General features: G+C 69.8%; 22 protein-coding genes. 4 read left to right on the top strand and 18 right to left on the bottom strand.

What is annotated here, in order from left to right; genetic code table 11:
* Window positions 1–90 precede the first annotated feature (90 nt).
* The 12 genes from LXM88_RS13735 to LXM88_RS13680 form a co-directional block, all read right to left on the bottom strand.
* Window positions 91–1014 carry an ABC transporter permease gene (locus LXM88_RS13735; protein ID WP_047900692.1) on the bottom strand — a complete coding sequence of 308 codons (924 nt, stop codon included), beginning with the start codon at window positions 1012–1014 and terminating at the stop codon, window positions 91–93.
* A complete protein-coding gene (locus LXM88_RS13730) occupies window positions 1014–1883 on the bottom strand; it encodes an ABC transporter permease (protein WP_262531718.1) in 870 nt (289 codons plus the stop codon). The genes LXM88_RS13735 and LXM88_RS13730 overlap by 1 nt, the downstream gene beginning before the upstream one ends.
* Window positions 1884–1920: 37 nt before the next feature.
* A complete protein-coding gene (locus LXM88_RS13725; protein ID WP_262531717.1) occupies window positions 1921–3000 on the bottom strand; it encodes an ABC transporter ATP-binding protein in 1080 nt (359 codons plus the stop codon).
* Between the two features lie 49 nt (window positions 3001–3049).
* Window positions 3050–4225 carry an ABC transporter substrate-binding protein gene (locus LXM88_RS13720; protein ID WP_262531716.1) on the bottom strand — a complete coding sequence of 392 codons (1176 nt, stop codon included), beginning with the start codon at window positions 4223–4225 and terminating at the stop codon, window positions 3050–3052.
* 374 nt (window positions 4226–4599) lie between these two features.
* The gene (locus tag LXM88_RS13715; protein WP_262542844.1) at window positions 4600–4944 is read right to left on the bottom strand and encodes a type II toxin-antitoxin system death-on-curing family toxin; all 345 of its coding nucleotides are present in this window, start codon (window positions 4942–4944) and stop codon (window positions 4600–4602) included.
* Between the two features lie 42 nt (window positions 4945–4986).
* Window positions 4987–5160 (bottom strand): hypothetical protein, encoded by a 174-nt coding sequence (locus tag LXM88_RS13710; protein ID WP_262531715.1) that lies wholly within the window; start codon window positions 5158–5160, stop codon window positions 4987–4989.
* Window positions 5161–5289: 129 nt separating this feature from the next.
* Window positions 5290–5874: an RBBP9/YdeN family alpha/beta hydrolase gene (locus LXM88_RS13705; protein WP_262531714.1), complete on the bottom strand. Its 585-nt coding sequence runs from the start codon at window positions 5872–5874 to the stop codon at window positions 5290–5292.
* Complete coding sequence (locus LXM88_RS13700) at window positions 5871–7220, bottom strand: MFS transporter (RefSeq protein WP_262531713.1); 1350 nt, start codon at window positions 7218–7220, stop codon at window positions 5871–5873. The genes LXM88_RS13705 and LXM88_RS13700 overlap by 4 nt, the downstream gene beginning before the upstream one ends.
* A gap of 156 nt (window positions 7221–7376) precedes the next feature.
* Window positions 7377–8432, bottom strand: coding sequence for a 3-keto-5-aminohexanoate cleavage protein (locus LXM88_RS13695; RefSeq protein WP_262531712.1), 1056 nt, complete (start codon window positions 8430–8432; stop codon window positions 7377–7379).
* A 133-nt stretch (window positions 8433–8565) separates the two neighbouring features.
* Window positions 8566–9414, bottom strand: a complete 849-nt coding sequence (locus LXM88_RS13690; RefSeq protein WP_262531711.1) for a TauD/TfdA dioxygenase family protein — start codon at window positions 9412–9414, stop codon at window positions 8566–8568.
* Between the two features lie 10 nt (window positions 9415–9424).
* Window positions 9425–10405: a quinone oxidoreductase family protein gene (locus tag LXM88_RS13685; RefSeq protein ID WP_262531710.1), complete on the bottom strand. Its 981-nt coding sequence runs from the start codon at window positions 10403–10405 to the stop codon at window positions 9425–9427.
* 18 nt (window positions 10406–10423) lie between these two features.
* Window positions 10424–11341 carry a universal stress protein gene (locus LXM88_RS13680; RefSeq protein ID WP_262531709.1) on the bottom strand — a complete coding sequence of 306 codons (918 nt, stop codon included), beginning with the start codon at window positions 11339–11341 and terminating at the stop codon, window positions 10424–10426.
* A gap of 242 nt (window positions 11342–11583) precedes the next feature.
* Here LXM88_RS13680 and LXM88_RS13675 point away from each other — a divergent pair, with 242 nt between their 5' ends.
* The 3 genes from LXM88_RS13675 (at window position 11584) to LXM88_RS13665 (ending at window position 16659) form a co-directional block, all read left to right on the top strand.
* Window positions 11584–14277 carry a LuxR C-terminal-related transcriptional regulator gene (locus LXM88_RS13675; protein WP_262531708.1) on the top strand — a complete coding sequence of 898 codons (2694 nt, stop codon included), beginning with the start codon at window positions 11584–11586 and terminating at the stop codon, window positions 14275–14277.
* Between the two features lie 353 nt (window positions 14278–14630).
* A complete protein-coding gene (locus LXM88_RS13670; protein WP_262531707.1) occupies window positions 14631–15755 on the top strand; it encodes a porin in 1125 nt (374 codons plus the stop codon).
* Between the two features lie 199 nt (window positions 15756–15954).
* The gene (locus LXM88_RS13665) at window positions 15955–16659 is read left to right on the top strand and encodes a glutathione S-transferase N-terminal domain-containing protein (protein ID WP_262531706.1); all 705 of its coding nucleotides are present in this window, start codon (window positions 15955–15957) and stop codon (window positions 16657–16659) included.
* A gap of 117 nt (window positions 16660–16776) precedes the next feature.
* On the opposite strand, the gene LXM88_RS13660 is transcribed toward LXM88_RS13665, so the two are convergent.
* Window positions 16777–17301, bottom strand: a complete 525-nt coding sequence (locus LXM88_RS13660; RefSeq protein WP_262531705.1) for a MarR family winged helix-turn-helix transcriptional regulator — start codon at window positions 17299–17301, stop codon at window positions 16777–16779.
* 129 nt (window positions 17302–17430) lie between these two features.
* On the opposite strand from LXM88_RS13660, the gene LXM88_RS13655 reads away from it, so the two are divergent.
* Window positions 17431–18609: an MFS transporter gene (locus LXM88_RS13655; protein WP_262531703.1), complete on the top strand. Its 1179-nt coding sequence runs from the start codon at window positions 17431–17433 to the stop codon at window positions 18607–18609.
* A 46-nt stretch (window positions 18610–18655) separates the two neighbouring features.
* On the opposite strand, the gene LXM88_RS13650 is transcribed toward LXM88_RS13655, so the two are convergent.
* The 5 genes from LXM88_RS13650 to cbiE all read right to left on the bottom strand — a co-directional run bounded on the left by LXM88_RS13650 (window position 18656) and on the right by cbiE (window position 23483).
* Window positions 18656–19525, bottom strand: coding sequence for a hypothetical protein (locus tag LXM88_RS13650; protein WP_262531702.1), 870 nt, complete (start codon window positions 19523–19525; stop codon window positions 18656–18658).
* A gap of 116 nt (window positions 19526–19641) precedes the next feature.
* Window positions 19642–20370, bottom strand: a complete 729-nt coding sequence (cobM, locus tag LXM88_RS13645; protein WP_262531701.1) for a precorrin-4 C(11)-methyltransferase — start codon at window positions 20368–20370, stop codon at window positions 19642–19644.
* 43 nt (window positions 20371–20413) lie between these two features.
* Window positions 20414–21145, bottom strand: a complete 732-nt coding sequence (locus LXM88_RS13640; RefSeq protein ID WP_262531700.1) for a cobalt-precorrin-6A reductase — start codon at window positions 21143–21145, stop codon at window positions 20414–20416.
* Window positions 21142–22230, bottom strand: a complete 1089-nt coding sequence (locus LXM88_RS13635; protein WP_262531699.1) for a cobalt-precorrin-5B (C(1))-methyltransferase — start codon at window positions 22228–22230, stop codon at window positions 21142–21144. Before LXM88_RS13635 ends, LXM88_RS13640 begins: the two co-directional genes overlap by 4 nt.
* Window positions 22230–23483: a precorrin-6y C5,15-methyltransferase (decarboxylating) subunit CbiE gene (gene cbiE, locus LXM88_RS13630; RefSeq protein ID WP_262542843.1), complete on the bottom strand. Its 1254-nt coding sequence runs from the start codon at window positions 23481–23483 to the stop codon at window positions 22230–22232. Before cbiE ends, LXM88_RS13635 begins: the two co-directional genes overlap by 1 nt.
* Window positions 23484–23602: the final 119 nt, after the last annotated feature.

Genomic DNA, 23602 nt, shown 5'->3' with positions numbered 1-23602 from the left:
GCCGCGTAGTCTGCAACGTCCGCGGGTCGTTCGCGGTATCCATTTGTAACCAATTGCACGGACGCGATCGCCCCTCTGCTTCGCCCGCGCCTACTGCCGCTCCTGCTTCACGCGGCTGACGAGCTGCGTCGGGCTCACGAACTGCAGCGCGATCACGACCCATACGAGCGTGATGGCCATATAGATCATCGCCATCGCGTCGATCGACTGCGGCGCGCGCACGCCGGTCGAGAACACCGCGTAATACAGCGCGACGACGAGCGTCTGCGTGCTCGGGCCCGCGGTGAAGAACGTCAGCTCGAACATCCCGATCGTGCGCACCAGCACGAGCAACCCCGCCGCGAGCATGCCGGGCACGAGCAGCGGCAGCAGCACGTAGCGGAAATAGCGCCACGTGTTCGCGCCGAAGATGCGCGCGGCGGCTTCGAGATTCGGATCGATCTGCTCGATGAACGGCGTCATCACGAGGATCACGAACGGCAGCGCCGGCACGAGGTTCGCGAGGATCACGCCCGGCAGCGTGCCGGCGAGCCCGACCTTGTACATCACGGTCGCCATCGGGATCCCGTACGTGACGGGCGGCACCATCAGCGGCAGCAGGAACACCAGCAGCGCGAAGCGCTTGCCGCGAAACTGCACGCGCGCGAGCGCATAGGCGGCCGGCACGCCGAGCGCGATCGACAGCAGCACGACCGCGCCGACGACCTCGACGGTCACCCACAGCACGCTCGCGAGCTGGAAGTCCTCCCACGCCTTCGCATACCAGCGCAGCGTGAAACCCTGCGGCAGCGGCGTGCCGAACCAGCGTGTCGCGATCGAGTTCACCGCGACGGTCGCGATCAGCAGCATCACGTTCAGCAGGAAGAACGCCATCAGCCCCCAGACGAGCGCCTTCCAGGCGCGGCCGGCGAGGTTGCTTCTCATCTTTTGCGGTTGCCTCGCGTTGACGGGCCGTGCATCGGGCGCGCCCTGCTTCGGCGGCCAGGCCGGCGCGGCATGATTGTCGGTCGCCATCAGCCCTTGCCTCCCGTCACCGGCCCCGTATAGAAGAAACGGCGCGCGCCGAGCATCGACGCGACCACCAGCAACTGCACGAAGCCCATCACGATCGCGATCGCCGACGCGAGCGAATAGTCGTAGCTCTCGAACGCGGCCTCGGCCGCCGCGATCGAGATCACGCGGGTCGGCCCGGCCGGCGCGCCGAGCAGCACGGCCGACGGGAACACCGAGAACGCCTGCACGAACGACAGGCATGCGGCCATCGTGAGCCCCGGTACGAGCAGCGGCAGGTAGATCTGCCGGAACTGCTGCCACGGGTTCGCGCCGAGCGTCGCGGCCGCGCGCGCGAGCGTCGGGTCGATGCCGCTGATGTACGACAGCATCAGCAGGAACGCGAACGGAAAGCCCGACACGATCAGCGACAGCAGCACGCCCCAGTAGTTGTGCGTGAGGCGCACTTCGTCCGAGTACAGGTGCAGCCCCTGCAGCGCCTGCGGGAACCAGCCGTTCGGCCCGAAGTACGTGAGCATCCCGTCGGCGACGAGCACCGTGCCGAGCGTGACGGGAATCACCAGCAGCGTCGTGACGAACTTCTGGTACGGCGAATTGCGACGCAGCGCGAACGCGACGGGCACCGACACGCCGACGTTGATCAGCGTGGCCGGCACTGCGAGCTTCAGCGTGACGAGCACGGTCGGCCACATCGCGGTATCGGTGAAGAACTGCACGTAGTTCGCGAGTGCGCCGCCGCCGTTCATCGGCTGGAACGACAGCACGAGGCCGTACGCGAACGGATAGATGAACAGCGCGACGATGAACGCGAGCGCAGGCGTGACGAGCCAGGCCTTCGCGTCGCGCGGCGTGCCGGCCGATAGCGTGCTCATGCGGCCTCCCGGCGCGACGGCGCGACGGTCGGGCCGCTCATGCCGGCGCTCCCGGATAGACGAGCGTGCGCGACGGCGCGACGCGCAGCCGCAAGTGTTCGCCTTCCGAGAATTCGCCGGCCACGCGCGCCCAGATCGGGCCGAACGGCGCGACCGCGCGGATCAGCGAATCGCGGCCGCCGTACTCGACCGTTTCGACCGTCGCGTCGAACGTGTTGTCGCCGGCGTCGTCCGCGCGCTCGATGTCGTCGGGACGCAGCGCGACCACGACGTCCTTCGCGTCGAAGCCGGCCATCGGCACGCCCGCGACGCGCACGCCGCCAGCGGTGACGTTGACGTAATCGCCGGCCATCCCTTCGAGCGTGAACGGCAGCACGTTGCGATAGCCCATGAAGCGCGCGACATGCAGGTTGTGCGGGCGCGTGTAGACGTCCTTCGGCGACGCGACCTGCTGCACGACGCCCTCCTTCATCACGACGATGCGGTCGGCCATCGACAGCGCCTCGTCCTGGTCGTGCGTCACGTAGATCGTCGCGCGTTCGAGCTGCGTGTGGATGCGGCGGATCTCGGCGCGCATCTCGATGCGCAGCTTCGTGTCGAGGTTCGACAGCGGCTCGTCCATCAGCACGAGCGGCGGCTCGATGACGATCGCGCGCGCGATCGCGACGCGCTGCTGCTGCCCGCCCGACAACTGCCCGGGCAGCTTGCCCTCGTGGCCGACGAGCTGCACGAGTTCGAGCGCCTGTTGCGCGAGGCGCCGCGTTTCCTGCTTGGGCACGCCGCGCATCTTGAGCCCGAAGCCGACGTTGTCGAGCACCGACATGTGCGGAAACAGCGCGTAGTTCTGGAACACCATCCCGAAGCCGCGGCGCTCGGGCGGCAGCACGTCGATGCGCGTGTCGTCGAGCCAGATGCCGCCGCTCGTGAGCGGCTGCAGCCCCGCGATGCAGTTCAGCGCGGTCGACTTGCCGCAGCCCGACGGGCCGAGCAGCGCGATGAACTCGCCGCGCCGGATCTCGAGGTCGAGGCCGTCCAGCGCGGCGACCTGCGCGCCTTCCGCATTGGTGAAGCTGCGGCACACGCTGTCGAGCCGCAGCCGTTCGAAACTGTGCTTCATTACGCGAACTCCATGGACGCGGGCGCCGCGGCGCCCGCCGGTTCAAGCGTCACTTCGACTTCCGCGAACCGATCTCGCGATCCCACTTCTGGAACGCGGCGACCATCGCCTGCGCGTTGAGCGGCTGCACGTGCGGACGATCGGCGAGCAGCTTCGCGTACTCGGGGCGGCCGAACTTGCGGATCACCTCCTGGCTGTGCGCGGGCGCCATCTCGAGCGTCACGCCTTTCACCGCCGGGCCCGGATAGAAATAGCCGTCGTCGTAGGTCATCGCCTGCTGCGCCGGTTCGAGCAGGAAGTTCATCAGCTTGAACAGCACGTCGAGCTTTTCCTTCGGCACGCCCTTCGGGATCACCATGTAGTGCGCGTCGTTGACCCACGTCATGTTGTCGAACGACTGGATCCGGAACTCGGCCGGCACGATGCCGAGCGCGCGCGGGTTGAGGTCCCAGCCGGTGACGGTCACGGTCATGTCGCGCGTGCCCTCGCCGAGTTCCTTCATCACGGCCGACGTGCCGCCCGGGTAGTACGGGACGCAGTCGTTCAACGCCTTCAGGAACGCCCAGGTCTTGTCCCAGCCGTTGATCGGGTCCTGCGGATTCTTGTCGCCGAGCACGTACGGCAGCCCCATCAGGAACGTGCGGCCGGGGCCCGAGTTCGCCGGGCGCGCGTAGATCAGCTTGTTCGGGTGCGCCTTGCACCACGCGAGCAACTGGTCGGGCGTCTTCGGCGGGTCGCTGACCTTCGCCGGGTTGTATTCGAGCAGCGGGCCGGCCGGCATGTAGGTGACCTCGAGGCCGAAGCCCTGCGCGAGATCCTGCATCTTGCGCGGGCCGGGCGCGTACCGGTCGAGCACGCCGGGGAACGCGCCCGCGTTGTCGGGCAGGAGTTTCTGCCACAGGTTCTGTTCGATGCCGGCGGCCAATGCGTCGGTGCCGGTCAGCACGAGGTCGATGTCCGAGCGCCCGGCCGCCTGCATCGCCTTGATCTTGCCCGGCAACTGCGGCGCCGGCGCATTCGTGAAGGTGACGGTCGATACGAGGTTCGGGTTCTTGTCCTTGAACGCCTCGATGGCCTTCTGCGTGAGCTGCAGGTTGCCCGCGACGTCGACGATGTTCAGCGACACGGGCGCGGCAACGGCCGTGGCGGCCCCCGCGGCCGTCAGCGTGAAGCCCAGCGCGACGGCAATCCGGCGGGCACGGCGCGCGATCGTGGTTGTGTTCATGTCTCCTCACTCCGGTCGATGGATGGGACCTTTCTTGTCAGGAAATCATGACGGCGTTATACGATGTCGGTCAACAAAAAACCACGGCGCGCGGGGCGGGACTTTCCCTGACAAAAACCCTTCTGCAGAAGCGTGATTCGAAAGGCTGAACGGATATAGGGTGCGTTGCAGCCGGTTGGGTGGATGGTGTTAAGACATCGTATGTCGACGCGAGAGCTGAATCAAGCTGGCGTGTCGGGAACGCCCGGCCGGCGTGTTTCGCGAGAGAGATGTAACGCCGACCTGATACCCGGAAGACGTATCGAGCCCGTACGGGTTATCGGCGCGAGGTCATCAGAACGATGCCGCAGAGAATGGTTGCGTGAGGCAGGGTTTCAACGGGACAGGGACAATTCCCAGACCGCACTGAAATACTCGGCCAGTTCCTCGCTCGTGACGCTGCCGTCGGCGACATCGACCATGAGGTCTTCGAGATCGGCAAGGCGTGGAATCGAGATGCCTTGCCGCTCCATATACGTCAAGGCGCAAGTGAGGCCGGTACGTTTGTTTGCATCATTGAACACATGGCCGCGCGCGATTGCGACGGCATAGGTCGCGGCGATACCGAACACGTCGTCGAGACCCGCGTAATGAACATGATTTTCGACGCGATGCAGCGCAGCCTCGACACCGCCGCGGCCGGCATGAGCGAAACCGCCGAGGCCGCCGAGATCCTGGATGATTTCGTCGTGGATATGATCACGTAGTTGAGATCCAGCAAATCAGCGATCCTTCAGCGCGATCAGCACGTCGCGGTGTTCGGTAATGACTTTTCGTGCTGCGCGCAGCACATCGCCCTTCTCGTTTTCAGTCGAGACCTTGACCTCCGTCGTGGGGCGAATGATCGTGCGAGGTTTCAGCTCGACTCCGTACAGCGTTTTCCGTTTGGGCGCCATGACAGATTTCCGATAAAAAGATAATAGTAATCAGCCACTTATCTGCGGCCACACTGCTGAAAATCATAGCATCCAACGATGCCGCCTCAGGATGTCTGCACGGGCAAACGATGCCGACGTGTCAATCCGTCACTTCAGAGCGCTTTCGCCGAGCGCCACGACTTCGCCGATCAACCGTTCCGCGTCATCCCACTCGCCATACCCGGACGCCGGGTTCAGGTGCCCGACTTCACCCAGATCGACGAGCTTGCTACCCCACCCCGCCGCGAACGCCTCGGCACGCTCGAAGCGCGCGAGCGGATCGTTGCGGCTCGCGGCGACGATGCTCGGGAACGGCAGCCGCGCGGTCGGCACCGGCGTCCAGCCGTGCGCGTCGATCGCATCGGGCGCCGGATAGCCGGCCGGCATCGGCGTATCGAGATCGGCCGGCGCCGCGAGCAGCGCGCCGTGGATCGCGCGCGTGGCCTGCCGCGCCCAGTGCACGGCGATCATCACGCCCGCGCTGTGCGCGACGAGAATCACCGGCCCGTCGATCGCGGCCAGCGCCGCGTCGAGCGCCGCGACGCGCGCGGCGCGGCTCAGTTTGTCGGCTTCCAGCGGTGCGACGGAGCGTGCGTTCGGCAGGCGCCGTTCGAGGTGAGTCTGCCAATGGTCTTCGACGTGATCGCGCAAGCCGGGCACGATCAGGATGGTGGGCGTGGTCGCCAAGGTCATGCAACCTCCGTGAGGGGTGAGGAAAGTTGAGATGCGCGCCGTTCGCGTTCGACGCGCGCGAGATCGGCCGCGTAGCTCGCGCGTCCGATCGCGAACAGCACGGCGGCCGCGAGCGGCACGACGGGAATCCATTGCAGTGCGCCGACGAGCCCGGCGCGATCGGCCACCCACCCCGTCAGCAGCGGGCCCGGCGCCATGCCGAGCAGGTTGTTGGCGAGCGTGAGCGTCGCAAATGCCGACGCGTGGATCGCGGCCGGCGTCAGGTTCGCGACCATCGCGCCCGATGCGCCGGACGCGCCCGCGCCGACCAGCATGCCCGCGCAGATCAGCGCGAGCTGCAGCGGCCCGGGCGGCAGCCGGAACGCGACCGCGAGGCAGACGCCGGTGATCAGGCAATAGGCGATCGCGGTCAGCCATTTGCGCGAACCGTCGGCGCGGCCGACACGGTCGGTGACGATGCCGCAGCCGACCATCCCGACACCCGCGAGCAGCACGAAGCCGGCCGCGAGCACGGCGGCACGGTCGGGCGCCATCGCGTAGTAGCGGTTCAGGTAGCTCGGCAGCCACGCGAACAGCGCGCCCGGCACGAACAGGTGCAGCCCGCTGCCGAGATACGCGCAGATCACCGAACGCGACGCGAACAGCCCGGACATCAGCGCGCGCACGCTGCCGCGCAGGTCGCGCGGCGCATCGGCATCGCGCCGGCACGGCTCGACGCGGCACGCAGCCAGCCGCCGCTCGGTCACCGCGCAGCGATACGCAACGAGCAGCACGATGCCGAGCGCGGCCATTACGCCGAACGACCAGCGCCAGCCGAGATGCGCGCCGACCAGCCCGCCGAGCGCCATGCCGAACACGGAGCCGAACGCGCCGCCGGCCATGAACGCGCCGGTCAGCGTTGCGCGCAGCCTGGCCGGGAAGATGCTGAGGATCAGCGCGACGCCGACGCTGCCGTACGCGGCTTCGCCGAGCCCGACGAGGCCGCGCGCCACCAGCATTTCGGCGTAGTTGGTCGACAGCGCGCAGCCGAGCGTCGCGACGCTCCACAACGCGGCCATCAGCACGATGCTGCGCACGCGTCCGAAGCGGTCGGCAAGCACCGACAGCGGAAACGTCAGCAGGCCGACCAGCAGCGCGACGACGCCGCTCAACGAACCGAGCTGCGTGTCCGACAACTGCCACGCGTGCTTGAGCAGCGGAAACACGGCGTTGAGCACCTGCCGCGACATGTAGTCCGACAGCAGCAGGCCGACGGTCAGCCCGAACACGAGCCACGCATACGCGGGCGCGCGCCGCTCGGTGGCCGCTAGGTCCTGCAGCGACGGCTCGACATGATGAATCAACATGCGTGTCTCCTCCGGCACCGGTGCGGCAACGCGCCGGCGCGGCTTGCGCGGCCCCGCTCCGTCGACCGGAGTCCGCCCTGCGTCATGCGCAGGGGTGGGTGCCGCGCCACATCGATCGGCGGGCGGCGCTCGCGGGCCGCCCGGATGCGCGGCGCGTCAGGCCGCGCGCAGCGGTACGCTCACCTGGCCCGGCCGGCGGTTCGGCGCCATCCCGAGCCGTGCGAGCGTTTCGTCGACGCCGTCGTACTGCACGCCGATCCGGTAGATCGCCTTCGCTTCCTTGCCGGTCGCGATGTCGCGGCCGAGTTCGCGGGCGATTCGCGCGCACTGCTCGACCTGCTGCACCGACGTCATCCGGTTGCCCTTCTGGTCGATGATCGTGTCCTCGATCCCGCAGCGCGGATGCAGGCCCAGCGCCATCGCGACCGTGTTGATCGGCAGCACGTTCTTCATCAGCGATTCGAGCGTGATGCACGCGCCGTCCGGGCAACGCCGCACGAATTCCATGAAGTTGTACGGATTCGGGCCGTCGAACCCACCGCCGATGCCGACCCACGTGACGTTCAGCGGGCCGCGATAGACGCCGCGCCGGATGATCCGCTCGAGCGTTTCGAGCGCGTGCATGCCGGTGAGCTGGAAATGCGGCTGGATGCCGGCCGCCTGCAGGCGGCGCAGGTGTTCGTCGACCCAGCCGGGGCCGGCCGGCACCGTCATCTCGCGGTACGCGTCCCAGTACGCGGCTTCGTTCAGCGACGTGCCGGCGATGTCCTGGCGGTTCATCAGCTCGGTGATGTTCATCTGCACGGTGTTGATCGCGACCGTCACCTGGTCGGGCTTCGGCGTCAGCTCGGCGAGCATGTGCCGCGTGTCGTCGGACAGCCATTTCGCTTCCGCGCCGTCGCCTTCCGGCGCGAACGAGATCGAGCCGCCCACCTGCAGGATCATGTCGGGCACGGCTTCGCGCAGCCGGCCGAGCAGCTCGTTGAACTTCGACAGCCGCTTGCTGCCCTTGCCGTCGAGCTCGCGCACATGCAGGTGCAGCACCGTCGCACCGGCGTTGTAGCAGTCGACCGCCTTCTGCACGTGCTCGTCCATCGTCACCGGAATGTCTTCCGGAAAATCGGCGGGCATCCATTCGGGGCCGTACGGCGCGACCGTGATGACTACCTTGTCCTGGTTTTCCGGGTGCAGCGAATCGTCGAGAAATTGCATGTCGTCCTCCAGTGGGAATCGTTGTATTCGGTTATTTCCGGGCGTACGGGCGTGCGTATCCCGTCGCGCCGGGCGGCGGGCCCGGCGCGTGGTGCGTATTGCGTGTTGTGAATCGGTTACGGTGCGGGCGCGCTCAGAACGGCACGTCGCCGACGATGCCCGCGCGCTCCATCTTGCGCACGCACGACGGGTAATCCATCACCGCGTAATGCTGGGTGCTGCGGTTGTCCCAGATCGCGACGCTGTTTTTCTTCCAGCGCCAGCGCACCTGATATTCGGGGATATAGGCCTGGCTGATCAGGTAGTGCAGCAACTGGCCGGCGCCGGGGTTCGCGTCCTGCCCGAAACGCACGCGCCCGGGCGTGTGAAAATTCGTGAAATGCGTCGCGAACGCATTCACGTACAGCACCTTCTCGCCGGTTTCCGGATGCGTGCGCACGACCGGATGCTCGGCGTCCGGATACTGCGCCTTCAGCGCGAGCCGCTTGTCGATCGGCATCGCCGCGCCGAAGCTCGCCTCGATGCTGTGGCGCGCGCGCAGCCCGTCGATCTGCTGCTTAACGTGTTCCGGCAGGTTTTCGTAGGCGAGCACCATGTTCGCCCACATCGTGTCGCCGCCAACCGGCGGACCCTCGATGCAGCGCAGCACGCAGCCGAACGGCGGCGCCACGCGCCAGCTCGCATCGCTGTGCCACGCATTCTCGTAGCGGTCGTTCGGCTGGTCGGGCGACTTGTAGATCCGCACGAGCCCCGGGTGCTCGGGATCGCTGCCGGCGACCGGATGATCCTCGAGTTCGCCGAAGCGCCGCGCGAACGCGACGTGCTCGGCGCGCGTGATGTCCTGGTCGCGCAGGAACAGCACGTGATGCCGGAGCAACTGCGCGCGGATCTCGGCGAACAGGCCGCCGTCGTGCACGGCGTCGGCGAGGCTCACATCCAGCAGTTCCGCGCCGATCGCGCAGGTCAGGGGTTCGACTCGCATGCGCGTCTCCTCAGACGATGAACACCGACGAACCGGTCGTCCGCCGCAATTCGAGATCGCGGTGCGCCTGCGCGGCGTCCTGCAGCGCATAACGCTGGTTGATCTCGATCCGGATGCGGCCGGCGGCGACGTGCGCGAACAGTTCGCCGGCCAGGTCGTTCTTCTCGGCCGGATCGGCGATGTAGTCGGCCAGCGCCGGGCGCGTCAGGTACAACGAGCCCTTCATCGCGAGGCGCTGCGGATCGAACGGCGGGATCGGGCCCGACGCGGTGCCGACGCACACCATCAGCCCGCGCCGCTTCAGCGAATCGAGCGAGCCTTCGAAGGTGTCCTTGCCGACGCTGTCGAACACGACGTCGACGCCGGCGCCATCCGTCAGTTCGCGCACGCGTTGCGCGACATCCTCGCGGCTGTAGTCGATCGTATGGTCGCAGCCGTGCGCGCGGGCGATATCGGCCTTGTGTTCGCTGGACACCGTGCCGATCACCTTGAGCCCGAGCAGCTTCGCCCATTGCGACACGATCAGCCCGACGCCGCCCGCGGCCGCATGCAGCAGCAGCGTGTCGCCCGGCGCGAACGCGTGGATGCGGCGCAGCAGGTAGGCCGACGTCAGGCCGCGCATCGTCATCGCCGCGGCGGTGTCGCACGCGATGCCGTCCGGCAGCCGGATCAGCGGCGCGGCCGGGATCAGCCGTTCGGTGCTGTACGCGCCGAGCGTGTTCAGGAAGCCCGTATAGGTCACGCGATCGCCGGCGGCGACGTTCGTCACGCCGGGGCCGACGGCCTCGACCACGCCTGCTGCCTCGACGCCGATCCCGGACGGCAGCGGAACCGGATACAGGCCGCTGCGGAAATAGGTATCGGCGAAGTTCAGGCCGACCGCCTCGTGCCGCAGGCGCACCTGGCCGGGGCCCGGGTCGCCGACGGCGACTGCTTCCCAGCGCAGTACGTCGGGGCCGCCGGTTTCGTGGAATCGCACTGCATGTGCCATCTTGTTCTCCGTAGGGTGTCAGTCGGATGCGCGTCGCGCATCGTCGGGTTCGTTCGCGCCCGGCGTCGTCGCGGCTGCGCTGCCTGCCGGGGGCTCGTCCAGTTCGGCCCAGTCGGCGTCGCCCAGGTAGCGCCGCGCGGCCGGGAAAATCACGCCTTCCATCCGCCCCATCTGCTCGAACGCGCCGTGTGCATAGCGCGCGAGCGCCGTGTCGAACGCGGCGGACGGCAGCCCGTCCCCGGCGATTCGCGTCAGTGCGTCGAGCGCTTGCGCGTCGCGCTGCCGCTGGCGGTCGAGTTCGTCCAGTTCGGCCGCGACGCACTCCGCACGGGCGCGCAATGCCGCGAACAGCCGCGCTTCGGCGGCCGTGCCGAAACGCGCGTTCTGCAGCGCGGCGAGCGAGGCCAGCTGGCCGCGCGCATCGACCGCTTGCTGCCGTGGCCCGTTCGCGCGTTCGCCGCACGCCATCAGCGTTTGCAGCAGCCGGCCGACGGCGCGGTGTGCATCGAGACAGCGCGCCAACACGCGCGCCTCGGCCGACGAGCGCGGCGACGGGCACACGAGCACCGGCACGCCGCTGGTCGCCAGCAGGTGCTTCCGCTGCGCGCAGGTTGCCGCATCGGCATCGTGTGGCAGCGCCGCGACGCCGATCAGGTCGCAGCCGAGTTCGCCGGCGAGCGTGCCGGGCGATGCGTTGCCAGCCCCCGGATGGCCGGCCCCCGCGATCGCATGGGACAAGCCCTGCGCCCGCGCGGCGGCTTCCACTTTCGCACCGTGTTCCGGCAGCCGCGCTCCGGACAAACGCGAGTCCGGTTCGGTGCCGGGCAGCACGAACGTGACCCGCGCGCCGACCGCACGGGCCAGTTCGAGCGCATGGCCGATCGCGTCGATGCCGCCGGGCGCGCCGTCGACCGTCACGAGCAGATGGCGGTACATCGTGCCGTTCCGCTTATCCGGCGGTCGGCGCGCTGCACTGCGCGCCGGTCGATTTGATCTTCATGGGTGCCTTCCTCGTGTGTTCGTCATGCATCGGAACCCATGCTATCGGCGCGGCGCCGGCGCGGCCCCACTCGTCGCGGGGGGGATTGACGCGCGAACGCGGTTCGACCGATCCTTCCCCCCACGCCCACCCCGGACGCTGGCCCGCACGGCACCGCCGGATTCCGACTGCAGCCCCGATGGCCCACCCACCCGATCGCGCCGACGCGCCCCCCACCGAACTGGTCCTGAAGACGACCGCGCCGCGCGTGCCGGCGCAGTTGCTCGCCCGCGCGCGGCTGAGCCTCGCCGCGCCGGCATTCGACGGCCGTCCGGTCACGCTGGTGCAGGCGCCGGCCGGCTACGGCAAGACGTCGCTGCTCGCGCAATGGCGCCGCGAGTATCTCGCGCTCGGCGGCGCGGTCGTGTGGCTGTCGGCCGACGAGCGCGACGACGCGCCGCGATTGCTGCAGGGGCTCGTACAGGCGGTGCGCACCGGTTGCGCGCGGCCCGGCTTCGGGCGCCTGATCCCGGGCGGCGCGGCCCGCGCGCTGGACGGCCTGACCGCGTGGCTGGCCGAGGTTGCGCAACTGTCGATCGACGCGCTGCTGATCGTCGACGACGCGGAGCGGCTGCCGGCCGCCGGCCTCGACGCGCTGACCTACGTGCTGCACAACGCGCCGCAAAACCTGCATGTCGTCGTCGCGGCGCGGCGCGGGCTCGATCACGCGGCCGGCGACCTGCTCGCCGGCGGGCAATGCACGCTCGCGGGCCCCGACTGGCTGCGCTTCACGCTCGACGAGACGATCGCGCTGGTCGGCGCGCGCTTCGCGCAACGCGTCGACGCCGACGCGTGCGCGCGGCTGTTCGAACGCGTCGACGGCTGGCCGCTCGGGCTGCAGCTCGCGATGGCCGCGATGGCGCGCTCGGCCGATCCGCGCCAGGCGGTCGACGCGCTCGCCGCGCGCGTGGACGGCACGCGCGACCGGCTCGTCGAGTTGCTGCTTGCGAACCTGTCGGCCGACGACACCGCGTTCCTGATGCGCACCAGCGTCGCCGATCGCCTGCATCCGTCGCTATGCGCCGCGCTGCTCGACGACGCGGATGCGCCCGACCGGCTCGCGCGGCTCGCGCGCGACACGCCGCTGTTCATTGCATCGGACGATACGGACTGGTGCCGGCTGCATCCGCTCGTGCGCGACACGTTGCGCGACCGCCTGGCCGCGGGCCCGGACGCCGAGCGCAGCGTGCTGCATGCGCGTGCGTCTGCCTGGCTCGACGCGCACGGGATGACCGAGGAAGCCGCGCGCCACGCGTATGCGGCCGGCCAGTTCGAGACCGCGTACGCGCTCGCGCAGCGTTGCCTCGAGGATGCGATCAAGCAAGGCCGCATCAACGACGTGCTCGACTGGCTCGCGCTGCTGCCCGACGCGGAGCTCGACAAGCGCCCGACGCTGCGGGTCGCGGTCGCCTGGGCGCTGGCGCTCGGCGAGCGCCATGTCGAGGCGCAGCGGCAGATCGCGGGCATCCTGGCCGACCCCGGCACGCCGGCCGCGATGCGCTACGAATGCGCGCTGATTCTCAGCGCGGCCGCGTATTACGCCGATGAAATCGATCGCTTCGTCGAACTGTTCGAACCGTGGGCCGACTTCACGCCGCCCGCGGCGACGTGGCTTGCGCAGATGCACGCGAACCGGTTGTCGGCGCGCGCGATCGTCGTCGGCGAACCGGCGCAGGCGCGCCGCTTCCAGCAGGCCGCGCCGCGTGGCGACACGGCGGCCGGGTTCGGCTACGTCGCACGCTGGGGCGAGCTGATCACGGGCCTGAGCTACCTGTGCGAAGGCCAGATCCGGCTCGCGGACGACGCGCTGTCGCCGGCACTGGCGCGTGCGGAAGCCGATCTCGGGCGCCGCCATCCGCTGACCTGCATGCTCGCGGCGATGTGCGCGGCGATCGCGTACGAGGCCGACCGCGTCGACCAGGCCGCCGCGCTGCTCGCGAACCGGCTCGACGTGCTCGAACACGCGGGCACGCCCGACACCGTGCTGCTCGGCTATCGCACCGCCGCGCGCATCGCGCTGCTGCGCGGCGTCGAGCATCGCGCGATCGACCTGCTCGAGGCGCTCGACGCGATGGGCGTCGCGCGCCGGCTGCCGCGCCTGTCGGTCGCGAGTCTCGCCGAGCAGGTGCGGATTCACGCGGCGCGCTATCGCGAGGCGACCTGCCACGCGCTCGTCGAGCGCATCGATGCGATCGCGGCGGCCGAGTTTCCGTCGCACGGGCCGCTGTGGCGGCGCCCCGTCGTGCTGCTGCAGGCGACCGCGCATGCGGGTGCGGCGCTCGCCGCGCGCCGCTGGGACGACGCGAGCGCCGCGCTCGACGAAGCGGCCGTGCTGGCACGCGAAATGAGCATGGGGCGCGAGCGCATCGAGATCATGGCGCTCAGCGCGTTCGCGCTCGAACAGTCGGGGCACGGCGGCCGCGCGCTGCTCGACGAGGCGATGAACCTCGCGGACATGTTCGGGCTCACGCGCACGCTCGCCGACGCGCATCCGGCCGTCGCCGACTGGGCCCGCCGCGTCGGCGACGAGGCGGCCGCCGGCGACGGCCCGGCGCGGCACGCGCTGCCGCAGCCGCGCATCGTGCCGCCCGCGCCGCGCGGCGCGGCCAGCCCGCGCGCGGTGCCGAGCGTCGTGCTGACGCCGAAGGAGCGCGCGATTCTCGAACTGCTCGCGCGCAACCTGTCGAACAAGGAGATCGCGGTCGCGCTCGCCGTCGGCGAGGAAACCGTGAAGTGGCACCTGAAGAACCTGTTCGGCAAGCTCGACGCCAGCTCGCGCAAGCACGCGGTGCGCCGCGCGCTGGTGCTCGGGCTGCTCGAAAGCGCGCCTTGACGCCGACCTGAAACGGCCTGTTCCGCCTGCATTGCGGCGTCGTTCGTCGTTGCAATGGCTGCGGACATTGCGCGTCCTCTCTCCTTGTACGCGCCCAAAGGAAGTCCCCTCGAGGGACGGGCGGAAAGGCACGTTCGCCAGCCCGTTGTCAGCGTGAACACGCCCTGACCCCCTTCGATTCTCCGCAACCCTGCCCCCCGCGCATGGGGGGGAGCGGCCGCCCGCCGTTGCGTAGTCTTTCCGCACGGCTCGCACCGGCGTCGCATGTCACGCCTTCCTGCCTGCCCCGATGCTTCCCCGCTTCACCCGGACGGGCTCGATCCCGTCCGGTCCAATACGATCCTGGAGACTTCATGAAGACGAAACTGGCCGCGCTCGCGGCGCTTGCCGGCTGTTCGGCGCTCGCACAGGCGCAATCCTCCGTCACGTTGTACGGCGTGATCGACACGGGCCTGCTGTACCAGAGCACGTCGGCCGCGTCGTTCAGCCCGACCGCGCCGAATACCGGCAAGGTGTTCCGCATGAAGGACGGCGGCATCTATTCGAGCTTCTGGGGCATCAAGGGCAACGAGGACATCGGCGGCGGCTACAAGATCAACTTCAAGCTGCAGGGTTCGTTCGACAGCGGCACCGGCAAGCTGCAACTGAGCGACACGCCGGGCGCCGTCGCGATCTTCAACCAGGTCGCGTCGCTCGGCGTGTCCGGCCCGTTCGGCACGTTCACGGCCGGCCGCCAGATCGTGCCGATGATCTATGCGATGGCCGACACCGACGTGCGCAACGCGCAGTTCTTCGGCAGCGTGCTGACCGCGTGGCTCGGCCTGAACACCGCGGCCGGCTGGCCGGGGACGAGCACCAACGGTTCCATTGGCGCGCTGTACGACAGCAATGCGCTCGTCTACCAGTCGCCGACGTTCGCGGGCGCGTCGATCGCGCTCGAATACGCGCCGGGCGGCGTCGCCGGCCAGTTCCAGGGCGGCACGCGCGAATCGGTCGTGCTCAAGTACTCGAACTACGGGCTGAACGTGTCGGCGCTTTACTACAACGGCCACGACACGAATCCGGCGCCTGGCGTCGCGCCGACCGGCGTCGACAACAACCGCTTCGTGTACTTCGGCGCGAAATACACGATCCGCGATTTCTCGGTGTCAGCGTCGTACGGCAACGGCAGGAATCCCGCGCATGCCGACAAGGTGAACCTCGACATGCTGTCGGCCGGCGTCGGCTATCGCTTCACACCGGCGCTGCAGGTGACCTCCGCCGTGTATTACCTGAAGGACCGCAACCGTTCCGAGAACCGGTCGACGGCGGTCGTGCTTGCGGCCGACTACAGCCTGTCGAAGCGGACGATGGTCTATGCGCAGGTCGGCCACGTGAACAACCGCGGCACGATGGACCAGATGCTCGTTTACGGGCAGCCGGTCGCGCCGGGCGTCGGCACGACAGCCGCGATGGTCGGGCTGCGGCACAACTTCTGACGATGCGTTTGACCTGACGCGGCATGGACGTGGCGGCGCTCGGGGGCGGATCCCGGCCGCCGCCTGCATCGATTGCGGGGATCGGCTACAGTGGGCGTTTTTCGGCGCGCTCCGGCGCCGTCGCCGCGCCGCGGACCGCGCGCGAGCACGGCGGCACGGCGGAGCGCGGATCACCCACCTCGTCGACGAGCGAACCTCCATGCCCGACCTGTCTGCCTTCCCGATCACGCAAAAGTGGCCGGCCCAGCATCCCGACCGTCTCCAGCTGTACTCGCTGCCGACGCCGAACGGCGTCAAGGTGTCGATCATGCTCGAGGAAACCGGCCTGCCGTACGAGCCGCACCTCGTGCGCTTCGACACGAACGACCAGTTGTCGCCCGCGTTCCTGTCGCTGAACCCGAACAACAAGATCCCGGCGATCATCGATCCGAACGGCCCCGACGGCAAGCCGCTGCCGCTGTTCGAATCGGGCGCGATCCTGATCTATCTCGCGGACAAGACCGGCCAGTTGATCCCGAAGGATCTCGCCGGCCGCTACGAGACGATCCAGTGGGTGATGTTCCAGATGGGCGGCATCGGCCCGATGTTCGGCCAGGTCGGCTTCTTCCACAAGTTCGCCGGCCGCGACTACGAGGACAAGCGTCCGCGCGACCGTTACGTCGACGAGTCGAAGCGCCTGCTCGCCGTGCTCGACGCGCATCTCGCGAACCGCAAGTGGGTGATGGGCGACACGTACACGATCGCCGACATCGCGATCTTCCCGTGGGTGCGCAACCTCGTCGGCTTCTACGAAGCGGGCGATCTGGTCGGCTTCAGCGAATTCCGGCACGTCGCGCGGGCGCTCGACGCGTTCGTCGCACGTCCGGCCGTCGCGCGCGGTCTCACTATCCCGGCACGCAGCTGATCGACAACGCGGGCGCGCCGTGTGCGGCCCGCGATCCGCGCAGCCCGCCGCGTTGCGCGGCGGGTGCGCTTCCTTCCGTTCGGCGCGTTCGCGCCCGCCGTTCGCTGTTTGCCGACGCTACTTCCCGCCCGGCCCTTCCGGCACTTCCGGCGCTCCGTTGGCCAGCCCCGCCAGCAACTTTCCCAGCAATTGCGACAACTGCGCCTGTTCCGCGTCCGACAGCGCGGCCAGCAGCGCGCGCTGGTTGTCGAGGTGCGCGGCGACCGCTTCGTCGATCAGCGCGCGGCCGGTTTCGGTCAGCGCGACGAGCGTGCCGCGCCCGTCGGCCGGATTCGGCCGGCGTTCGACCCAGCCGGCCTTCTGCAGCCGGTCGATGCGCGCGGTCATCCCGCCCGACGACATCATCAGCGCGTCGTACAGCGCCGTCGGCGTCAGCGCGAACGGCGCACCGCCGCGCCGCAATGTCGCGAGCACGTCGAATTCGCCCGGCTGCATCCCGTAGCGCGCAAACAGCGGATTGAGGCGGTCGCGCGCGATCACCAGCGCGGCTTCCTGCAGCCGCCCCATCACGACCATCGACGATGCGTCGAGATCCGGACGCTCGGCGCGCCATTGCGCGAGCGCATGCGCGGCTCGATCCATTAACCCTCCTCGGCTCACCAGTTATCTTGACGTCGAGATAAATCGGCGTTTATCTTGATGTCGAGATACTTTACATGAAAACGCACGGCGCCCGGACGGATGCCGTGCGCCGATACCGAGGGCCTGTCGATGAATCGCTTCACTTCCCCCGGATGGCGGCTCGCCGCCATCGTGCTTGTCGGGCTGAACCTGCGGCCGGCGCTCGCCGCGGTCGGCCCGTTGCTCGACATGATCCAGCGCGCGACCGGCATCGGCGACGGCGCGGCCAGCCTGCTGACGACGATCCCGATCCTGCTGATGGGGCTCGGTGCGCTGAGTGCTCGGCGCCTGCAGCGCGTGACGGGCATCGCGGGCGGCGTCTGGCTCGGCGTCGCGCTGATCGGGCTGGCCTGCGTGTCGCGCATCGGCGCGCAGCACGCGTGGCTGCTGCTCGCGAGCGCCTGCTGCGCGGGTGTCGGGATCGCGATGGTGCAGGCGCTGCTGCCCGGTTTCGTGAAGGCGCATTTCGCGACGCGCGTCGGCGGCGCGATGGGCGTCTATTCGACGTCGATCATGGGCGGTGCGGTGCTCGCGAGCGTCGTCGCGCCGTTCGCCGCGGCGCGCTGGGGCTGGCTCGCCGCGCTCGCGGGCTGGGCGGTGCCGGCCGCGGTGGCCGCGCTCGCGTGGCCGCTGGCCAGTCGCGGCGGCGATGCGCTCGCCGCCGGGCCGGCTTCGGCATCGACTGGGCAGCCGTCGCGCTCGCCGCGCGCATGGCGGCTCGCGCTGTTCTTCGGGATCGCGACGGGCGCATACACGCTGGTGCTCGCGTGGCTGCCGCCGTACTACATGCGGCTCGGCTGGTCGCCGACGGCGGCCGGCAGCCTGCTCGGCGGCGTGACGCTCGCGGAAGTCGTCGCGGGGCTGACGATCTCGGCGACGATCGACCGCCTGCCCGATCGCCGTCCCGCGCTGCATGCGGCGATCGCGTCGCTGTTCGTCGGGTTGCTGGTGATGCTGGCCGCACCCGAAGCGCTCGCGCTGCCGGCCGCGCTGCTGCTCGGCGCGGGGATCGGCGCACTGTTCCCGCTGTCGCTGATCGTCACGGTCGACCATGCGGCGACGCCGGCGGACGCCGCCTCGCTGACGGGGTTCGTGCAGGGTGTCGGCTACCTGGTCGCCGGGTTGTTCCCGTTCGCGGCCGGCGTCGTGCGCCAGCATCTCGCGGACCTGACGCCCGCGTGGATCGCGATGGCGTGCCTGTGCGTCGTGCTGTTCGCGCTGGCGGCAGGTTTTGCGCCGCGGCTCGCGCGGCAGGTTGCGCGGGCCTAGCGCCGCCCGCGGAACACGGCCATTGCCGTTCGTCTGCGACTGCCGCTCAGTTGACCGGCTCGCAGAACGACACCTTGTCGCGCAGCGCCTTGCCGGCGGCAACGGGATCCTGCCCGGCCGGCAACGGCACGGAAACCGACGTGTGCTCGGTCGCGCTTTTCGGTTTCAGCCCCGGCCAATGCGTCTCTTTCCAGGTTGCGATCCAGTCGAGCTGGCCGGCACGCGCGCCGGGCACGAAGCGTAGCCGCAACGCGCCGTCGAAGTCTTCGCTGCAATGCGGGGCGTGCTGGTACTCCCGTTCGGAAAAGCAGGCGCGAATCTGCTTGTCGCAACTGAATGGCAGCTTCGAGATCCGTGGTGTTCCGGCATGCCCGCCATTCGGCCGCAGTTCGACGAAGTCGGCATTTTCCCAGCTTCCGCCGCCGCCCGAATAGCTTTCGGACCATCCGGCCAGTACCGCAACCGCGAAGCGCTCGCCGCCCAGCGGGTACAGCGCGGGGTAGATCCCGAGCGGTGGCGCCTCGCCATCGCCGTCGACGCGGTCGGCGGGCTGGTAGTCGGAGAAATCCCACTGCTGCAGGACTTTCCAGCCGGTGGCGGACGCGAAGCTCACCTTCAGCAACTGCGGGCCGGGCAGGATCGCGTAGTAATGGCCGGGCGCGTCGTTCTTGATCCGGTACAGCGACGGCGCTTTGCTTGCGTCGCTTGGCTCGCCTGCCGACCCGCACGACGCCGAAACCAGTTGGCAGACCCTGGGCTGCCAGTCGCGATCGGGCACGGCGGCTTTCGCGACCTCGACGAACGGCACCGCGCGGGCTTCGTTCGCTTCGCCGGCGGCGTGCGCGGCGGATACCGCCAGCAAAGCGGCCGCCAAAGCCGCCAGGCCGAACATGCCCGCTCGAATACGGTGATTCATTCAGCAATGTCCTTGTGATTGACTGCGGCTCGGCTGCGCGCGCAACACCGAACGCAAATCGTCGGCCTTGGCCCGGAAGCAACATTCGCCGTGCACACCGGCCGGCGCGCGCGTGATCAGCCCGCGCTCGCGTACAGCGTCGAATCCGCGAACCCTTCTGCATCGAGCACGCGCCCGACCAGGATCAGCGCGGTGCGCTCGATCTGCGTGCCCTGCACCTTGGCGACGATGTCGGCGAGCGTGCCGGTCACGCGCTCCTCGTCGGGCCAGCTCGCGCGATAGATCACCGCGACCGGGCAATCGGCGCCGTAATGCGGCAGCACTTCGTCGACGATGCGCGCGAGATGGCGCACGCCGAGATGGATCGCGAGCGTCGCGCGGTGCGCGGCGAGCGCGCCGAGCGCTTCGCCTTCCGGCATCGTCGTCTTGCCCGCGAAGCGCGTGAGGATCACCGTCTGCGCGACGCCCGGCAGCGTCAGCTCGACGCCGAGCGTTGCCGCGCACGCAGCCGTGGCCGTCACGCCCGGCACGATTTCGTACGGAATCCCGAGCACCTTCAGCCGGCGGATCTGCTCGCCGATCGCGCCGTACAGCGACGGATCGCCCGAATGCACGCGCGCGACGTCCTGCCCGTTCGCATGCGCGGCGGCGAGCAGCGCGACGATCGCGTCGAGGTCGAGCTCGGCCGTATTGACGACCTGCTCCGCGCGATGGCCGTCGAGCACGGCCGCCGGCACCAGCGAGCCCGCATACAGGATCACCGGGCAGGTGCGCACGAGGCGCTGGCCCTTCACCGTGATCAGCTCCGGGTCGCCGGGGCCCGCGCCGATGAAATACACCGTCATCGAAAAATCTCCGTTTATTCGTTGGATGATCGGCCGCGCGGCGTCACGCGCGCGCGGCCGGATCGAGTGCGTCGAGCAGCGCGGCGGCCGAGTCGAACGCGCGATCGGCGTCGGGCAGCGGCGGCCGGCGCAGCATCACGACCGGCAGCCGGCGTTCGCGCGCGACGTCGAGCTTGGCCTCGGTGGCCGCACCGCCGCTGTTCTTGCTGACGACGACGTCGATCCCCATCAGCGCGAACAGCGCGCGCTCGCCGTCGAGCGTGAACGGCCCGCGCGCGGCGACGATCTGCGCGTGCGCGTTGCCGGGATGCGCGTCGAGGCAGCGCACGAGCCAGAACTGGTGCGGCGGGATCGCGTCGAGATGCGCGAGCGGTTCGCGGCCCAGCGTGAACAGCGGCCGCTTGAACGGCGCGAGCGCGGCCTCGATGCCGGCCCAGTCGTCGACCATTCGCCAGTCGTCGCCGGGTTGCGGCGCCCATGGCGCGCGGCGCAGCGCCCACAGCGGCACGCCCGCGTCGCGCGTCGCGGCGGCGGCATTCGCGCTGATTCGTGCGGCATACGGATGTGTCGCGTCGATCACGAGGCCGATGCCGGCGCTGCGCAGATACGCGGCCAATCCGGCGGCGCCGCCGAAACCGCCGACGCGCACGTCGCAGCGCAGGTCGTCGGGCACCTTGCCGAGGCCGGCCAGGCTGTACACGTGGTGCGGACCGAGTGCGCGCGCGATTTTCAGCGCGTCGCCGGTGCCGCCGAGCAGCAGGATGCGCGCGCTCATCGCGCTTGCCCGACGAAGCGGCCCTGCCGGTCGATCGCGAACATCTCGACGGCGACCGATGGCGGCACGATGTCGCGCGCGACGCGCAACGCTTGCGCGCAGACGAGATCGCCGAGCGGCACGCCGGCGGCCAGCGCGAGCTTCAGTGCTTCCTGGCTCGTGTTCGCGGCGCGCATCGCCGCCTGCAGCGCATCGTTCGCACCGGCCTCGGCCGCCCACTGCGCGAGCAGCGGCAGGTCGATGCTCGAATGGCGGCTGTGCAGGTCGAGGTGGCCGGCCGCGAGCTTGCTGAGCTTGCCGAAGCCGCCGCACATCGACAGCCGCGCGATCGGTGCGCGCCGCAGATGCTTGAGCACCGCGCCTGCGAAATCGCCCATCTCGACCAGCGCCATGTCGGGCAGGTGGTAGTGCGCGCGCATCGCGTCCTCGCTCGTATTGCCCGTGCACGCGGCGATATGCTCGATGCCGTTCGCGCGCGCGACGTCGATGCCCTGGTGGATCGACGCGATATACGCCGAGCACGAGAACGGCCGCACGATGCCGGTCGTCCCGAGAATCGACAACCCGCCGACGATGCCCAGGCGCGGGTTCATCGTCTTCAGCGCGAGCGCCTCGCCGCCTTCGACGCCGATCGTCACGTCGAAGCCGCCCATGTAGCCATGCTCGGCTGCCAGCGCGTCGAGGTGGGTCGTCATCATCTGGCGCGGCACCGGATTGATCGCCGGTTCGCCGACCGGCAGCGTCAGCCCCGCACGCGTGACCGTGCCGACGCCCGGCCCCGCGTGAAAACGCACGCCGGGCGCCGCCGCGAGCGCGACGCGCGCGAAGATCAGCGCGCCGTGCGTGACGTCCGGATCGTCGCCGGCATCCTTGATCGTGCCGGCTTCGGCGCCGTCGGCGGTGATCCGGCAGAACTCGAGCCGCATCATCACGCGCTGCCCCTTCGGCAGCACGATCTCGACTGCATCGTCCGCGTGGCCCGCGAGCAGCAGGCGCGCGGCCGCGAGCGAGGTCGCGGTCGCGCAGCTGCCGGTCGTATAGCCGAAGCGCAGCGGCGCGTGCTGTTCGGGGGTTTCGTCGCGCATCACGCGTCCGTTGCGTTCGTCAGGTTCGACGGTCCGGCCGTCGCGGCCGCATCGGGCTTGCGCACGTCGTACAGCGTGACCGGCAACGGCTGCCGCCACGTGTCGAAGCGGCCGAGCGGTTCGGCATGCGCGAGCGACACGCGCGTGAGCGTGCCGCCGTGCGCATCTCGCCATGCGGCGAGCGCCATCTCGCCCTGCAGCGTGACCGCGTTCGCGACCAGCCGGCCGCCGGGCTTCAGCGACGACCAGCACACGTCGAGCACGCCGGGCGCCGTCGCACCGCCGCCGATGAAGATCGCGTCCGGCGCGGCGAGCCCGGCGAGCGCATCGGGCGCGCGGCCCGAGACAAGCTGCAGGCCCGGCACGCCGAGCGCGTCGCGGTTGTGCTCGATGAAGCGCTGCCGCTCCGCATGCGCTTCGATCGCGATCGCCTGGCATGACGGATGCGCGCGCATCCATTCGATGCCGATCGAGCCGCTGCCGGCGCCGACGTCCCACAGCAGCTCGCCGGGCGCGGGCGCGAGACGCCCGAGCGTCATTGCGCGCAGGTCGCGCTTGGTGAGCTGGCCGTCGTGGCGGTACGCATCGTCGGGCAGGCCGGGCGTGAGCGCGCGGCGCGGCGCGTCGGGGCCGGCCTGGCAGTCGAGCGCGACGAGATTGAGCGCGGCCGTTTCTGCGATGTTCCAGTCGTGCGCGAGGCCGTCGAGACGACGCTCGAGCGGGCCGCCCAGATGTTCGAAGACACTGATGCGCGTCGGTCCGAAGCCGCGGGCGACGAGCTCGGCCGCGACAGCGGCCGGCGTGCGGCCGTCGGCACTCAGCACGAACAGGTGCCGGCCCGGCAGCAGGTGGCGCGCGAGCGTCGCGAGCGGACGACCGACGAGCGATACCGCGCCGATGTCCTGCAGCGCCCAGCCGAGGCGGGCGGCCGCGAGCGACAGCGACGACGGCGCGGGCAGCACGCGCCATTCGTCGGGGGAAAGCTGGCGCGCGAGCGTGGCGCCGACGCCGAACAGCATCGGGTCGCCGCTCGCGAGCACGCAGACGGGCGACGGGCGGCGGGCGAGCACACCCGCGATGTCGAACGGCGACGGCCACGCTTCGCGCGCAGCCGGCAGCCGCGCGGGCAGCATGTCGAGATGCCGCGTCGCGCCGACGACGAGCGTCGCGTCGAGCAGCGCGCGCCGCGCGCTGCGTCCGAGCCCCGCGTACCCGTCGTCGCCGATGCCCACTACCGTCAGCCACGCCGTCATGCACCCTTCCCCATCGTTCGATTCCATCGTGTCGCCGCGCGGCCGTAACAGGGCCCGCGCAGCCGTCCGCATTGCGAAAGACGGCATGGTACCGTGTTCCACCCCGCGTTTCATCTGCC

Origin of the sequence: Burkholderia sp. S-53 (genome assembly GCF_025560745.1) — a bacterium.
Lineage (GTDB): Bacteria > Pseudomonadota > Gammaproteobacteria > Burkholderiales > Burkholderiaceae > Burkholderia > Burkholderia pyrrocinia.
The sequence above is the reverse complement of the archived record's forward strand: the minus strand, read 5'-3'. Positions and strand labels throughout refer to the sequence as shown.